This is a genomic window from Bellilinea caldifistulae, from assembly GCF_001306055.1.
Lineage (GTDB): Bacteria > Chloroflexota > Anaerolineae > Anaerolineales > Anaerolineaceae > Bellilinea > Bellilinea caldifistulae.
In genome coordinates, this window is record NZ_LGHJ01000017.1 from 72,710 (window position 1) to 86,329 (window position 13,620).

The 13,620-nt window shown below is 51.5% G+C and carries 13 protein-coding genes; 3 read left to right on the forward strand and 10 right to left on the reverse strand.

Annotated elements, in window-relative coordinates; genetic code table 11:
* Positions 1-161: 161 nt before the first annotated feature.
* Both AC812_RS11485 and AC812_RS11490 read right to left on the reverse strand, forming a co-directional pair.
* The gene (locus AC812_RS11485; RefSeq protein ID WP_061918597.1) at positions 162-1,487 is read right to left on the reverse strand and encodes an SGNH/GDSL hydrolase family protein; all 1,326 of its coding nucleotides are present in this window, start codon (positions 1,485-1,487) and stop codon (positions 162-164) included.
* A gap of 85 nt (positions 1,488-1,572) precedes the next feature.
* Positions 1,573-3,381: a bifunctional metallophosphatase/5'-nucleotidase gene (locus tag AC812_RS11490; RefSeq protein WP_061918599.1), complete on the reverse strand. Its 1,809-nt coding sequence runs from the start codon at positions 3,379-3,381 to the stop codon at positions 1,573-1,575.
* A 306-nt stretch (positions 3,382-3,687) separates the two neighbouring features.
* Between AC812_RS11490 and AC812_RS11495 the strand changes: the two genes are divergently transcribed.
* Positions 3,688-4,938, forward strand: a complete 1,251-nt coding sequence (locus tag AC812_RS11495; RefSeq protein WP_061918601.1) for a SpoIIE family protein phosphatase — start codon at positions 3,688-3,690, stop codon at positions 4,936-4,938.
* 17 nt (positions 4,939-4,955) lie between these two features.
* Here the strand turns inward: AC812_RS11495 and AC812_RS11500 are convergent, their stop codons facing one another.
* From AC812_RS11500 to AC812_RS11530, 7 genes are all read right to left on the reverse strand, one after another.
* On the reverse strand, positions 4,956-5,831 hold the full coding sequence (locus tag AC812_RS11500) for an HpcH/HpaI aldolase/citrate lyase family protein (protein ID WP_082149179.1): 876 nt from the start codon (positions 5,829-5,831) through the stop codon (positions 4,956-4,958).
* Between the two features lie 105 nt (positions 5,832-5,936).
* On the reverse strand, positions 5,937-6,221 hold the full coding sequence (locus tag AC812_RS11505; protein WP_061918605.1) for a ferredoxin family protein: 285 nt from the start codon (positions 6,219-6,221) through the stop codon (positions 5,937-5,939).
* On the reverse strand, positions 6,218-7,513 hold the full coding sequence (locus tag AC812_RS11510) for an FAD-dependent oxidoreductase (protein ID WP_061918607.1): 1,296 nt from the start codon (positions 7,511-7,513) through the stop codon (positions 6,218-6,220). Before AC812_RS11510 ends, AC812_RS11505 begins: the two co-directional genes overlap by 4 nt.
* 8 nt (positions 7,514-7,521) lie before the next feature.
* On the reverse strand, positions 7,522-8,478 hold the full coding sequence (locus AC812_RS11515; RefSeq protein ID WP_061918609.1) for an electron transfer flavoprotein subunit alpha/FixB family protein: 957 nt from the start codon (positions 8,476-8,478) through the stop codon (positions 7,522-7,524).
* 11 nt (positions 8,479-8,489) lie between these two features.
* A complete protein-coding gene (fixA, locus tag AC812_RS11520; RefSeq protein ID WP_061918611.1) occupies positions 8,490-9,266 on the reverse strand; it encodes a putative electron transfer flavoprotein FixA in 777 nt (258 codons plus the stop codon).
* Positions 9,267-9,432: 166 nt separating this feature from the next.
* Complete coding sequence (locus AC812_RS11525; RefSeq protein WP_061918613.1) at positions 9,433-10,335, reverse strand: DegV family protein; 903 nt, start codon at positions 10,333-10,335, stop codon at positions 9,433-9,435.
* Positions 10,336-10,438: 103 nt separating this feature from the next.
* A complete protein-coding gene (locus AC812_RS11530; protein ID WP_169787300.1) occupies positions 10,439-10,870 on the reverse strand; it encodes an SRPBCC domain-containing protein in 432 nt (143 codons plus the stop codon).
* Positions 10,871-10,975: 105 nt separating this feature from the next.
* Here AC812_RS11530 and AC812_RS11535 point away from each other — a divergent pair, with 105 nt between their 5' ends.
* Both AC812_RS11535 and AC812_RS11540 read left to right on the forward strand, forming a co-directional pair.
* Positions 10,976-11,449, forward strand: coding sequence for a hypothetical protein (locus AC812_RS11535; RefSeq protein WP_061918617.1), 474 nt, complete (start codon positions 10,976-10,978; stop codon positions 11,447-11,449).
* Between the two features lie 207 nt (positions 11,450-11,656).
* Positions 11,657-12,775: a hypothetical protein gene (locus tag AC812_RS11540; RefSeq protein ID WP_061918619.1), complete on the forward strand. Its 1,119-nt coding sequence runs from the start codon at positions 11,657-11,659 to the stop codon at positions 12,773-12,775.
* Here the strand turns inward: AC812_RS11540 and AC812_RS11545 are convergent.
* On the reverse strand, positions 12,725-13,495 hold the full coding sequence (locus tag AC812_RS11545) for a type III pantothenate kinase (protein WP_061918621.1): 771 nt from the start codon (positions 13,493-13,495) through the stop codon (positions 12,725-12,727). The two genes, AC812_RS11540 and AC812_RS11545, sit on opposite strands and share 51 nt — an antisense overlap.
* Positions 13,496-13,620 lie beyond the last annotated feature (125 nt).

Below are 13,620 nucleotides of genomic sequence, written 5' to 3' on the forward strand. Positions count from 1 at the left end.
GTTCACCCCAGCCTGTTCCAGATTGGGCGTTCAAACCCTGATCTGCCCAGTAAAAACACCCATCTACACATTGTCCACTACTTCAATCAAAATAATTGAATTTATCATACCTGAAAAATGGGGAAGTGTTCTTTATAAATTTTTTATAGTTTTCTCCCGCCCTAACCGTTGTTTCTTCTCCGTGACCATCCCCAAACAATGCCTGCAACCACCAGTGCCGCTAAAAGAAATATACTTGCAGCTTTCCCAGAAATGGAATCCGCTGGTTGTCCCCCCTCTTTAGCGGCTTCGGTAGCCGCATAGGTCGGAACAAAAGAAGCCGTCGAATCAAGCGGGAGCGTGGATATCATGCTGGGAGATGCCTGAGGGGTTACTGAGGGTAGGCTTGAAATCACGGTTGGTGAATTGCGAATTTGCATTTCTATGGTCGGTGAGGAAGCGGCAGGTGACACCAAAAACCAATCGCGCGTGATCGTGTCGGTGCTGAAAAACTCCCATAACTGATGGGCTACCTTCTCAGCCCCCGCCGGTGAGGGATGGGTGCAATCTCTGGTCAAATCACTCCCCAACCAGAAAAAACCATCTTTTCTGGGATTCTCGCCATCAGCCCACAGATACGGTCCCCAGGAAAGAAAAGGCGCTTTAATTTCCCCCTTCTCCGGATCGAAATTCAATGCCGGGTCCCCTGCAATCTGTTTCTCGATCAGCCATTTCACCGCAAAACCGGTCTCATAAGCCAGCGGTTCCGGGCTCAATCCGCGCCAGTAGGTATAGGATCGCGTCCGGCTGGAAAGGAACACCAGTTTCAGATTAGGAAACTTCTCCTTCAAGTGCAGAACGACCGCCTGCAAATCCGCCTGTAAAGCCTCGGCCTTCTGCGGAAAATCTCCCCCGCCGGTGTTGGTCAGTTTGATCCAGGCTACCTGAACCTGTTGGGCAGTAAATCCATAGCCGGTAATTCTCCTGTCCAGCTCCTGCCAGGCAATTCCATCGGGATTGGCCCAGCGTTCAGCAATCTGGTTCGGTAATGCCCCGTTCAATAACACCAGCTGCGGATTGAGTTCCGCCTTCTGTTGAGCCAGCCGCATAAAAGCCCCAAACTCGGTTGCTGTATTGGACATACCGATGGAAATCAACAAAATCCTCCCGTTTATGTCATCTCTCAGCCCCTCTTTTGTCAAGGGTTGTATCTGGTGAGATAATTCCAAACCGGCCGCTTCGTGCTGTACCGGCCGGTTGTTGCTTCCTTCGGGATAAAGTCCTCCGCTAAAACCGGTGGACTTCCCGTCCATGCGGATATATTCATTCCCCCCCAGTTCGGTCAAGGGCAATGCCACCGACTGAAATGGCATGGTGCAAATTTCAGGCGGCTGAGTGGTTTGAGCCTTCACCGGATGTACTAAGGACGCCAGCAGGCCGAGTAAGACGAGACCTGAAAGCAAAGAAGAAATGCGAATCCATTGCTGGTTGAACTGCACATGCACCATCCATCGAGAGGCTCACTCCCGCCCGATTCCTTCAAACGAGAGTGAGCCAATTAGCCCTTGCCAGATTCGTTGCAGAATTTTTTCCTTACGGCAGCCGGGTAATGCGCCCCTGACCACCTTCAGGATATTGGACAGCCGTGATCAATCCGCCCAACCCGGATTGGATATAATTTCGAAGAGATTGCTGGTAAGTTACTCCGACGGTAGTAAAAGCAGCCCCTCGGAAGGGATACTGATCACCACCGCGCGCCAGAAAATCAATCGTCGCGACCGTCAAATCCGGGCCGGGGATGACGCTTCCATCTCCGACAATCTGAGTGCCGTCATCCAGGAATACATCCTTAACTCTCGAACCAACCGTAACGACATTCCCATTTGCATCCAGCGTTTGAGCGGTGCCGGTTGGATCCCAGGTAAAGCGGAAACCGGAAATTTGGGCAAAGCGTCCATCCCCAAATTCCACCCGCGAAACGGCGTTTTCCAAAATCTGCTTGAACTGATCTCTGGATACCCCTTCCACAATTGAAACAAAGTTTGGGAAGGGGAGAATCGAGAAGGTGGTCAACTCGGTAATGTTGCCAGCCGGGATGATAGAAGCATTCCGAATTCCTCCACCATTTTGGAGAGCTACTTGGGGCACACTCACTCCGTACACGCCTGCCAGTTGAGCTGCCTGCCAGCGCAATGCGTCAGCAGTCAAATTACCCAAATTGGTTTCCCGGCTGCGAATGTTGGTTCTTGTGCCGTCCAATGCCACTTCGCTCGCCCCAATTACATTCATACTCATTTCATTAAGCGCCTCAATCAGCGGCTCTACCACTCTGGATTGGACTTCCTCATCGGGGGGAACTGCGTCCGGCTGACCGCCCCCCGCAACCCGCACCGGCCCGCTTTGAGACTCATCAATCATGAGCAGGTTACCAGCTTTGTCAAAACCTGCCACCAGTCGTCCCACGTAGGCATAACTACCTGCGGTCGTTACCACCGGCACTTGAACACCGTTGGAATCAGTTGCCCACAAGGGGTAAGAGCCGAAAATACGCCCTTCGTCACCCGGCACCAATAATTGGCCGGGATTGGCCAGTACCTCATCACCACCGCCAGCGATGATGATGTCAACTCCTGAAAGATAAGGCACCATCGAAAGGTCTTCGGTAATGCTTTGCAGGTGACTGATCAAGATAATCTTGTTGATTTTCATCGTTTCCAGGCGGCGCACTTCTGCCATGACCGCTTCGGCAACCATATCATTGACCCGCACATTGCGTGGACTGGAAATGTACGGAAGCATGGGAGTAGTTGCACCAATAATACCCACCCGTCCCGCCGGCGTTTTTATGGTGGTGCTTGTTGCAATCCTTTTCTGATTTTTCAATTGCTGCAAACGTGGTTCAGCCGAAAAATCCAGATTAACGCTCAGGAAAGGTGGATTCGATACCGAAAAACCCTGAATGAAGTCCGCCAGCACATCCGGCCCAAAATCGAAATCGTGATTCCCCAACGCAATCGCGTCATAACCAATCAAGTCCATGGCGATGCTGTCGTAAAATGGCACACCATTTTTAATGCTGGCATTAAATTCCGGGCCAGCCAAGAAATTATCGCCAGAAGAGACCATTACCACACTTCGCGGAGCTGTTGGGACCGGCGGCTTGCCGTGGAGTGCATCCCACTTCAATCTATCCACCAACGTCTTGAAACGAGCTGCTCCACCAAAATCTTCTAAACCGCTTCCCAGATTGATTAAATCCGACTCTCCGTCATTGTTATGTAAAACAGTCAGCCAAAAGGCAACTTTTGGCTGACTGGCTTGAACAGTATTGTTGGGTAAAAGCCCAACCCCAAGAGAGAGAATGAGCAAAAAGGTCAAAATATAAGAGGCTGTTTTTTTCATTTTTTCTCCAAATCTGATCAAATGGCAGGAAAGGAACATTCGCCCATTAACCGGCCGGCATAAATCAACACGATTTTCTCTTATATCATTCCTCCTTAATTTTATATTTATTGACTTATATTATTGATTATATCAAATATTACCCTGTCATCATTAAAATTTACAGGAGAGCAGGAAACTCACCGTTTGGAGAGGACAAAACTGGCCATTGACCGTTATAATGAACCTGTACAGCCCGCGAATACCAGTGACCCTCTGGGACATCATCTTTCTTCGGTGACGGAGTCTTTCTGAAGGCAGGAATGAATGAACCCTTTGAAATCTGCCACGCGCGTTGCTCTGGCTTCTGATCAGGCAATTTACCGCAAAGGTCTCTCCTCATTGATCATGAGTATCAAGAATTTTCAACTTGTCGGTGAAGCTCAGAGCGTCGTCGAAATTGTTGAGTTATGCAAAATGACTCAGCCGACCCTTGTTTTGCTGGATTTTAAAAGCTCAGCCGAGCAGGCCCATTATCTGGTCAACGAAATTCACTCCCTCTGGCCGACGATGAAAATTGTGCTGCTGCTCGACTGCCCAGAAGAGACCTTACCTCTTGAAGAATTTGGCAGCGTACCCCTCTACCTCTTCTCCCGCGATGTAAACGAAGAAGAATTCAAAGCAGCCTTGCTTCAGGTCGAGCGCGATCCTTCCCCCTCACCCGAAAAAGAAGACATGCCACACCCGGTTTTCAATCATTCCAATCTCTCGCCTTTCGAGAAAGATCTGGAGGAAGCTTTCCCTTCTCCTCGTTCCACCGCAGCCGAAAACGAGGAATTTACCAGCCGGGAATTGGCCATGGCTGGTAAAATCCAGGCCGACATTCTGCCAGAAGAAGCTCCCCACCTGAATGGTTGGGAAATTGTGACTGCCCTGCAGCCCGCCAGAGAAACCTCCGGCGATTTCTACGATTTCATTCCCCTCTCGAACCATAAAATGGGTTTTGTGGTTGCCGATGTTTCGGATAAAGGAATGGGAGCAGCCCTGTTCATGGCATTGAGCAGCTCGCTCTTTCGCACCTACGCAGTTCGTTTTCCGACCCTGCCGGCCATCACCATGAGCGCTGTCAGCGAGCGCATCCTCTCCGATACCCGCGGTAATATGTTTGTAACGGCCTTCTTTGGCATTTTGGAACCGCTTACCGGCAGGTTGACTTATGCCAACGCCGGTCATCCTCCCGGCTTCCTGATCAGTGTTTCCGGTAAAGGGAAAATCTCTCTGAGCGAATTGAAAACCACCGGTATGGCACTGGGGGTTTCTGAGCAGGCCCGCTGGACGCAAAAAACGGTCCGCTTGTCTCCCGGCGATCTGCTCATCCTCTATACCGATGGAATCACCGAAGCCCAGAACGAAAAAGGCGAATTTTTTGGCGAAGATCGCCTTTTGGATGTGGCGCTGGCTTATGCAAGCCACCCTGCTGCCGAAGTTCACTCAGCCATCTTGAATGCGGTGCACCACTTTGTCGGCCATGCCCGCCGCTCGGATGACATTGCCTTGATTGTGGTACGCCGACAATAAGGGGTCATTGCGCTGGGTTACACGGCTTTTCCAGCGGCTCTGGCGCGTTCCAGAACCCGCAGGGCAGACTTGATGACCGGGGCGTCCACCATCTTACCATCCAGGCTAAAAGCCCCTTTACCTGCCTCCTGATAGACCTGCGCAGCCTCGATGATTCGCATGGCAGATTGGATGGCTTCCTCCGAGGGAGTAAAGGCTTCCTGCACCGGTTGAACCTGATTGGGATGGATGATTTGCTTACCGGTGAATCCCATCGCCGCTCCCGCCTGTGCCTCTCGCCTTAGTCCTTCTAAATCTTGAAGGTCTAACCACACCATATCCATCGCCTGCAAATTGAATGCCGCGGCATGGATGACCACCGTGCTACGGGCATACAATAATTCAAGAGCATCGCGGCTGCGGCTGGCTCCAATGCTTCCTGTAAAATCTTCCGCGCCGAAAATCAACCCCTGCAAGCGGGGGTCTGCCGTGCAGATCTCCCGCAAATTCAATAGCGCCTGGGGCGTTTCGATTAATACCAGCAGTCCAATGGAACCGCTTTTCCAACCGTTGGCGTGTTCGGCGGCAGCAATATGTTGACAAACCCACCTTACCTCATCTGCCCCCTCCACTTTTGGCAACACAATTCCATCCGGCTGAGCGGATAGTACAGCCCGCAAGTCCTCTTCAGCCAATCCCGATCCGAGTGGATTAATCCTCACCAGCCGCTCAGAACGTCCAAAATTGATCGTGCGCAGCGCAGCGGGGATATTTTCACGCGCGTCTGACTTACGGTTCACCGCCACGCCGTCCTCAATATCCAGGCAGATGCTATCTACATCCAGACCAGCCGCTTTGTGGATTTTCCGTACATCATCGGCGGGCACATACAACATGGCTCTTCTGGCAGGCATACGTCCTCCTTAACGCAGGTGAATGCTGGTGGAAAGCTTTCCGTGACCAGTTTACCAGAAAAGGCAAGACCGTTACCCCTGAAATTCCCCCGCTAAATTCAGCCCTCACCCGTAACGGTAGAGGATGCCAAAACCGCCACGGGGATATTCCCAGTGCAATGCCTCCGGCGGACAGGCAACCGTACAGGTACCGCATTCCAGGCACCCGGCCCAATCCGCAACAATTTTACCGTTTTGCTGGCTGTAAACATTGGCCGGGCAAACGAACAAACATGCCCGAATTTTACATTCCGCTTCGCACACTTCATTATTGACAATAATATGCGGATGACCATCATCCAATTCATACTTGTTCAAGGCAAGTCTTTCGGTTACCGATAAGCGATTCATAAAGCCCGGCCTCCATTCCAAAAATCTTTAACTAAATCCAATAAACTCAGGTTGTTGCTGCGAACCGCATCGCGGACAATCTGTCTCAGCGGTTGATGAGGGCTGGCGTCCTGCTGATAAATCTGACGAAATACCTCGCTTACCACTTGCGGATAGCGTTTGTACAACCGCGCGTTTTGCATGAAGTGCGGCGCATGAGCATAAGTCCTTAAATCCGCCATGACAAAACTCTCTTCCAGCTTCTGGCGATAGAGCGCCAGACTCTCCGCGCTAAAATCCCGATTTTGATGGGCTTTGACTACCGCTTCGGCCGCCGCAATTGCCGAGCCGATTGCCAGATCCATGCCACGCACCCAAAATCCGTTGTTGATTGTCAGACCAGCAGCGTCACCGATCACCACCATTCCGTCCATAAACAAGCGCGGAATCATCTTCAAACCCGCTTCAGGCACCAGATGCGCTCCATATTCGACCACCTTTCCCCCTTTGATCAGCGAAGCGATCCACGGGTGGTTTAAAAACTGGTCAAAAATCTCGCTAACTTTTTTCTGGCGCTGCACCAAATCCGCCAGTTGAATGACCAGCCCGATGGAAATACTCTCTTGATTTGTATAAAGAAAACCTCCACCGGCAATTCCCTGGGTTGCAGAACCCACAATATTAAAGGCGCTTCCCTCATTTCCTTCGAGCCGAAAGCGATTTTCTATCACCTCTTGGGGCAGGGCAATTACTTCCTTTATTCCCACTGCAACATGTTCTTCAGGAATTCGTTGGCGTAATCCCGCTTCCTGTGCCAGAAAAGAGTTGGCGCCATCTGCAGCAATGACCACATCCGCAAACATTTCTTCCTGCCCGGCCGCAATTCCAATGATGCGATTTTCTTCTCGAATAAGCCGTTCCACTTTGATTCCCGGAATCAGGATTGCCCCGGCTTTTTCGGCTTGCTCGCCCAGCCAGCGGTCAAATTTGGAGCGCAGCACACTCACGGCGTTATATGGCTTTTGAAGGAAAGACGGGGTTTTAAAATCCAGGCTGACCGAATCAGTTTCGGTGAGAAATGTAACCGCTTGATTGGTAATTACCCGCTCGACTGGTGCCTTTTTCCAGAAATTGGGGATGATCTGATGAAGGACCTGCCCATACAACACACCCCCGGAGAGATTTTTACTGCCCGGAAAGGGTCCACGCTCAATCAAGGCCACTTCCAGACCTTCCTGGGCAAGCAAGAGCGCCACCGTGCAGCCCGCCACTCCTGCACCAACCACAATCGCATCCAGTTTGTCATCGCTCATGGGCTACCCTAACCGGCACGGATTGCCTCGATCAAAGCCGGCAACACCTGATACAAATCGGCCGCAATACCGTAATCTGCCTGCTTGAAGATGGGCGCATCAGGATCGCGATTAACCGCCACAATTACTTTTACATCGGTGATTCCTACCGTATGTTGAACCTGTCCAGAAACGCCCAACCCGATATACAAATCCGACTTTATGTAAGCCCCGGAAATTCCAATATAGCGTTCGCGCGGGAGCCAGCCCAACCCCTCAGAAAGAGGACGGGTGCAGGCAATTTCGGCACCCAATTCCCTTGCCAGATTCTCCGCCAGTACCAGATCCTCCTGACGAGCTATTCCCCGTCCGAGACAAACAACCCGTTTGGCATCAGCCAGATTCACCGAAACGGCTGGCAGGTCCATCCGCTCACGCAGTACAGACCTCTTTTCCGGGACGAGAAAGGGCAGATCAATTACTTCCGGGGTTTTGGGGTTTTGAACAGCCTCTGCCTCAAACTGCCCCCTGGCAACACTCATCAGTACCGGTAAACGCAACGGACGTTCAAGCCGTTCCGCGCCGCCAGCAAAGATCATATGACGTGCTGTCAAGCCATCATCGAGAAGGTCGAAAGAACGGACGTCGGTGATTGCGCTGACATCCAGTCGGGCGGCCAGCCTGCCGCAGATTAACCGCCCGCTGGTGGTTGCCCCAATTAACACATACGCCGGTTTTTGCTGATTTACCAGCTCCCATAAGGTGTCAAAAAGATCCTCAACAAGGCAACCTTCTGGCGGCTTTTCAATCCGGTAAATCCGGTCAACCCCCTGTGTACCAGTCAGCGGGATAGCCGTTGAATCGCCCACAACAACCGCCGCAATGGACAAATCCCCATCCCTGTTCAAACGGCGTGCGGCGCTGACCAGCTCGCCGATCAGGTTAACATCCTCGCTCACCACAAATATCCAGGCTTGACTGCTCATCGGCGGTCTCCTTACAACACACCATCTTTTTTCAGGATATTCACCAGCATCGTGGCCGCTTCCTCAACCGAACCGTCCAGGATGATTCCCCTCCGGGCAGTACGCGGAGGTGCCTGAACTGCCAGAATTTCGACCGAAGCCGGCAGGCTTTCGATGCCCAGATCAGCCAGCGACCATTCCAAGACCGGCTTTCTGGACGCCCGTAAAATCTCGCGCATAGAAGCCAACCGCGGCTCACAGATATCCGAGGTTACCGATAAAGCGGCTGGCAGCGGCACCTCGATCACCTGAATCTCCTGTTCGAGTACCCTCTGTACTTGCAATTTATCTGCTTCAATCACCCGAATGTCTCGAATGGCATTTAAACTGACCCACCCCAGCCGTTCACCAACCTGTACACCGGTTTGTTGAAAGTACAGATCAGCCGAGCCCTCACCGAAGAGAACCAGCTGCACATTTTCGATTTTTTGGATGGCAGTCGCCAGCACACGGGCAGTTTCAGCAGTAGAAGCATCCTGCAAGGCTTCATCCACCACCAGTACCAATTCCTCGGCACCGCGCGAGAGGATATCTTTTCTGACTTTGGATTGATTGATAGCAGACGGCCCAACGGACAAGGCAATGACTTTACCCCCGTACATTTCAGTCAGCCGGACACCCGCTTCCAAAGCCGGTAAATCAAAACTGCCGATTGTCCACCCGGCATGAGTGGTACTCACCGAACCATCACTGCCAATTTGCAGATCTTCTGGATCAGGTGCAATTTTGAGACATACAATGATATTCATCGCCACTCCAGTCTTCTAATAAGTTTATCAACAAAGTGGTCTTTCATGAAACCCGTTTTCAACCGAAAATTTTTATAAATCCATTAGAAATTAGCAATCGGTTTGCCGGGATTTCCAGCAAACCGATTGAGAACGTTTTTCAGCACAGGGGTGAATCAGATTATTTTCAGGGGAGCAGGTCGGCCAGCTCAGCCGGGCCGGCACAAATGCCCACCAGCGAACTTCCGGTGTGAGCACCTAAAACCGCTCCAACGGTGACCGGCGGCAGCCATTCGCATTCCACCAGATTCTCCATGGCTTCACGCAGCAACTCAATCCCGGCCGGGTTGTGCCCATGAATCAACTGCAAACGAAGTTTCCGGGATTGTGGATACGCCTTAATCACTTCCTGCGCCATGCGCTGTATGGCACGGCGAAAGGTACGTTCCTGAGCCATCGTCACATACCGCCCATCCTCCTTGGATACCGAGATGACCGGTCGAATGTTCAACAGCGAGGCGAGCAACCCCTTCAGGTGACTGATACGCCCGCCATGAACGAGGTACTTCATGGTATCCAGAGTAAAAAAGCCAACCGTAAGGTTGCGCACCTTTTCTAAAAGAGCGATGATTTCTTTCAATTCCCAACCTGCTTTTATCGCCCTTGCGGCGGCTTCAACTTGCCAGCCCTCAGGAGCAGAAAGCGTCATCGTGTCCCAGATTGTTACATTAGATTCAGGCACCATGCCAGCCGCAACACGGGCGGAGTTCAGCGTACCGCTTAAACCGGAAGAAATGTGAATGGAAAGAATCTCAGGGTCATCCTGAGCAAGACGCCGGTAAAGTTCAACGAAATCCCCTGTTCCGGCTTGAGAAGTGGTCGGATATTCGCCAGTTTCTTCCAGCAAACGGTAGAATTCTTCAGAGGAGAGGTCTTCTCCGCTGGAATAAGTTTTCCCCGCCAGGGTCAATTTCATCGGCACATAATGAATCGGAGGCAGCCCCTCCAGTTGCTGGGGTGAGAGATCACAACCCCGATCGGTGACGATTTGCATGGCATTAACTCCATTAGAAGAGGTGATTTTTTTCATATTATCACCAACTCGGGTGGAGCAAAATAGCCGTTGCCTGATTGTGACCCAAAATAGGAATAGGGTCAGCCGCAATTCCTATTTTCTTGACCGCTCAGACGGTTTAGCCGTCGCCCATATCTGCCACATAATCCCCCACAATTTCCTCAAAATAGGTTCTCAGCGGACGGAAGTACCGCTCCTCCCACCACCGCAACAGGGTTTTTCCCCATTCCAAAGGCACACCTTGATGATGGAGACCAACTTCACAGCCGGTACATGTGGGTTGAAGTGTCAATGAAATGCGGGAGTCCTCTTCCAGGGGTAAACCTTCAATCTGCCAGCTTTGTTCTATGAGTGAATGGGGCACCAGACGGGTCAAGCGGCTTTTGACCGTACCGCCCAAAGCACGAAATCTTCCCCCTGTCTCTGGTTGGATTTCTGCCGCCCGGCCGGTGAACCGGCCATGTTCGTAACTATCGAGCCAGGCACGGTACACCCGTTCCGGGTAAACCGGAATCTCCACTGTGAATTGAAGGGTTGATTTCAGACTCATTTTCATTATGGATTTATTGCATAAATTATATCAGTTTTCGAACCGAACGGGAACCAATGGTCTGACCTCAACGTCCTGATTATGTAGACAAAAAAGGAGGTTACGATGTTTCGATTATCTTTAGCGAGTATTGGAATGATGTTGATGTTGTTGTTGAGTGCCTGCGCCACTCCCGCCGAGGCAGATCCCAATGCACCGGTGGTTAGCCCAACCGAAGGGACTGCTGAAACTCCCGCGCAAGTCAACCCCTACCAGCCGCTCGAAAGTGACGCAGCCTTACAGCGTGGCGAGGTATTCATTGACTCAACCGAACTGTTGATTTTGGAAAGTTACCCGGTTCAAATCAATCTGGTTTTGCAGGGCAACCTCCCAACCCCCTGCCACCAGTTGCGGATTGTAGCCAATCAGCCGGATGAGAACAACCACATTCTGGTTGAGGTCTATTCGGTAGTTGACGCAGAGCAGGTTTGCATTCAAATGCTGGAGACCTTTGAAGTGACCTATAGTCTGGGATCATTCCCCAGTGGGAATTACACCGTACTGGTCAATGGTGAAGTAGCCGGCACATTTGACTCTTGAACCATTCAAAGAAAATTTTTACAAAACCCCCGGTACGAAACAGCCGGGGGTTTTCTTCTTAAAAAAATTTGGATGAGCGGTTTTGGCTTAACTTTTTTTCACAAATGAGATAGAATTATTCGGGCAGGTCGTGGAATCGCGAAACGGCGAATGCCCCACACCTGCTTTTTTGTAAACAGTTCCCGCCGGGTTTTCAGGAGGTGCTGAATGAGTGAATTTATCTTGCCATTTGACTTTTCGGAGGATGATCCCGGTCGCTCCACAGGTCAGGTAATCCTGAAAGAGCCGCTTCCCTACCCCATCGGTACTCAGGGAAGCGGCTTTTACCGTCCTGGCCGGATGATTCTCGAAAATAAAACCTCCATTGATCTGGTTCTCTACCACAACCCGGCTACTGCTCAATTCATCTACACCCACACCGCCAGACCCAATCCCCATTTGCTGGCTTTGACCGGTCTTAAATCGGAAGAAATCCACGTCATTCAAAACCTGACCCTTCCCGGCCAGTTGATCATGGGTTCGCAGCGCTCATTTCTCATCAGTCAGGCAATTCAAGCCATGCTGGCTTCACCCGTCTTTCAAAGCCTGTTCGCCAGCCAGCAGCAAACCCAAATCGCTGTCTTTCCGATTGCCCGCGAGGGGTTGAAGTATCAAGTCACCGAAGCCATTTACGCCAACTCTGGCTATTTATGTGATGAAGTGATTCTGGATGCTCACCATGTCTTTGACAGCAGCGTACCGGTTTTCAGCCGTAAAGTCGAGATGACACTGTTCAAGGACAAAGACTTAAACAAGATCCAGCACGAAAACATCACCGTGGCATTTATTGCCGACAGTATTGCCAGCGGCTTGGTCATGCGTGAGGTGATCAACAAAATCAAAGAGCGTTTTCCGCGCATCCAATGGGTAGAAGTTATTGCTCCCTTTGCCACGCTGCGCGGCTTGTGCCGCATCACCGAATGTGACGGAAGTGAAAACATCCACATCCGCGTCCACAGTTTTGAAACCCTGCTCAATGCTCTGCCGCCGGATTTCTACTACTCCGCCCACTTTAACATCCCCGAACTGCACATCCGCCCCGACCTGGAACAGGCCTACCGTCAATGGTGGGGACAGGATGAAGCCGGCAACTGGATTGCCGATACAGCCTGTGCCGGGTATGGATGGAGTGAGGTATTCTACTCACCGCGTAAACAGATCGAGATGATCAATCAGCAATTGCTCGAACGGCACAGGTTAACGATTGCCGATATTTTACGGCGAAATTTGTACGCCTCAGGCGAGGCGGTTGCGCTCGTAGAGCAAACGCAGGCCAATCAGGGCTAAATTGGGTTCCACCATTTCAATCGTCTGACTTTCGGGGGCAATTAATTCCGCCAGCCCGCCGGTAGCCACCACGCGTGCCTGCCCGCCCAATTCCCGGCGAATGCGCCGCACCATGCCGTCCACCAGCTCGGCAAAGCCAAACACAATCCCCGAACGCATGGATTGCAGCGTGTTTTTTCCAATTGCCGCCACAGGGTGAGCCAGTGCAACCTGGGGCAGGGTGGCTGTGGCGCGGAACAGAGAATCACTGCTGGTTAAAATCCCCGGTGCTATTGCAACTCCCTCGAAATTTCCCTCTTTGGAAACCGCCGAAAAAGTGGTAGCCGTTCCAAACCCCACCACGATGACCGGCGCGCCGTAGAGGTGGCGGGCTGCCAGTGCATTGACAATCAAGTCGGTGCCCACTTCTTTGGGATATTCGGTATTAATGCGCATGCCCAGATCAACCCCATCGGCGATCATCAGCGCTTCCTGATGGAGATAACGCCGGGCAATTTCCTCAAACACCTGGGTAAGCGCCGGCACTACCGATGAAACCGCCACTCCTTTCACATCCGCCACACCCAGGCCGGACGTGGCCAGCAAGTTGAGCAGCAACACCGCATATTCATCCGCCAGCCGATTGCGATCGGTGGCAATCCGCCAGTGACAGCACATTTGATCGCCAGCGAACAGCCCAAATTTTATGTTCGTATTGCCGATATCAATACACAGAAGCATGAGGATACTCCCGATGATTTTTTTCTCCGCACAGGATCTGGTTTTAGTTTAGCACGGATTTTATCCGCCGCACACCAGTCATGTCTTAAACATCACTGACTCTTTATGATAAACTTGGCGTTGTT

Coding starts and splice junctions, on each gene's coding strand:
- AC812_RS11495 (WP_061918601.1), top strand. CDS start 3,688: ATGAACCCTTTGAAATCTGCCACGCGCGTTGCTCTGGCTTCTGATCAG.
- AC812_RS11535 (WP_061918617.1), top strand. CDS start 10,976: ATGTTTCGATTATCTTTAGCGAGTATTGGAATGATGTTGATGTTGTTG.
- AC812_RS11505 (WP_061918605.1), bottom strand. CDS start 6,221: ATGAATCGCTTATCGGTAACCGAAAGACTTGCCTTGAACAAGTATGAA.
- AC812_RS11510 (WP_061918607.1), bottom strand. CDS start 7,513: ATGAGCGATGACAAACTGGATGCGATTGTGGTTGGTGCAGGAGTGGCG.
- AC812_RS11515 (WP_061918609.1), bottom strand. CDS start 8,478: ATGAGCAGTCAAGCCTGGATATTTGTGGTGAGCGAGGATGTTAACCTG.
- AC812_RS11500 (WP_082149179.1), bottom strand. CDS start 5,831: ATGCCTGCCAGAAGAGCCATGTTGTATGTGCCCGCCGATGATGTACGG.
- fixA (WP_061918611.1), bottom strand. CDS start 9,266: ATGAATATCATTGTATGTCTCAAAATTGCACCTGATCCAGAAGATCTG.
- AC812_RS11490 (WP_061918599.1), bottom strand. CDS start 3,381: ATGAAAAAAACAGCCTCTTATATTTTGACCTTTTTGCTCATTCTCTCT.
- AC812_RS11540 (WP_061918619.1), top strand. CDS start 11,657: ATGAGTGAATTTATCTTGCCATTTGACTTTTCGGAGGATGATCCCGGT.
- AC812_RS11530 (WP_169787300.1), bottom strand. CDS start 10,870: ATGAGTCTGAAATCAACCCTTCAATTCACAGTGGAGATTCCGGTTTAC.
- AC812_RS11545 (WP_061918621.1), bottom strand. CDS start 13,495: ATGCTTCTGTGTATTGATATCGGCAATACGAACATAAAATTTGGGCTG.
- AC812_RS11525 (WP_061918613.1), bottom strand. CDS start 10,335: ATGAAAAAAATCACCTCTTCTAATGGAGTTAATGCCATGCAAATCGTC.
- AC812_RS11485 (WP_061918597.1), bottom strand. CDS start 1,487: ATGGTGCATGTGCAGTTCAACCAGCAATGGATTCGCATTTCTTCTTTG.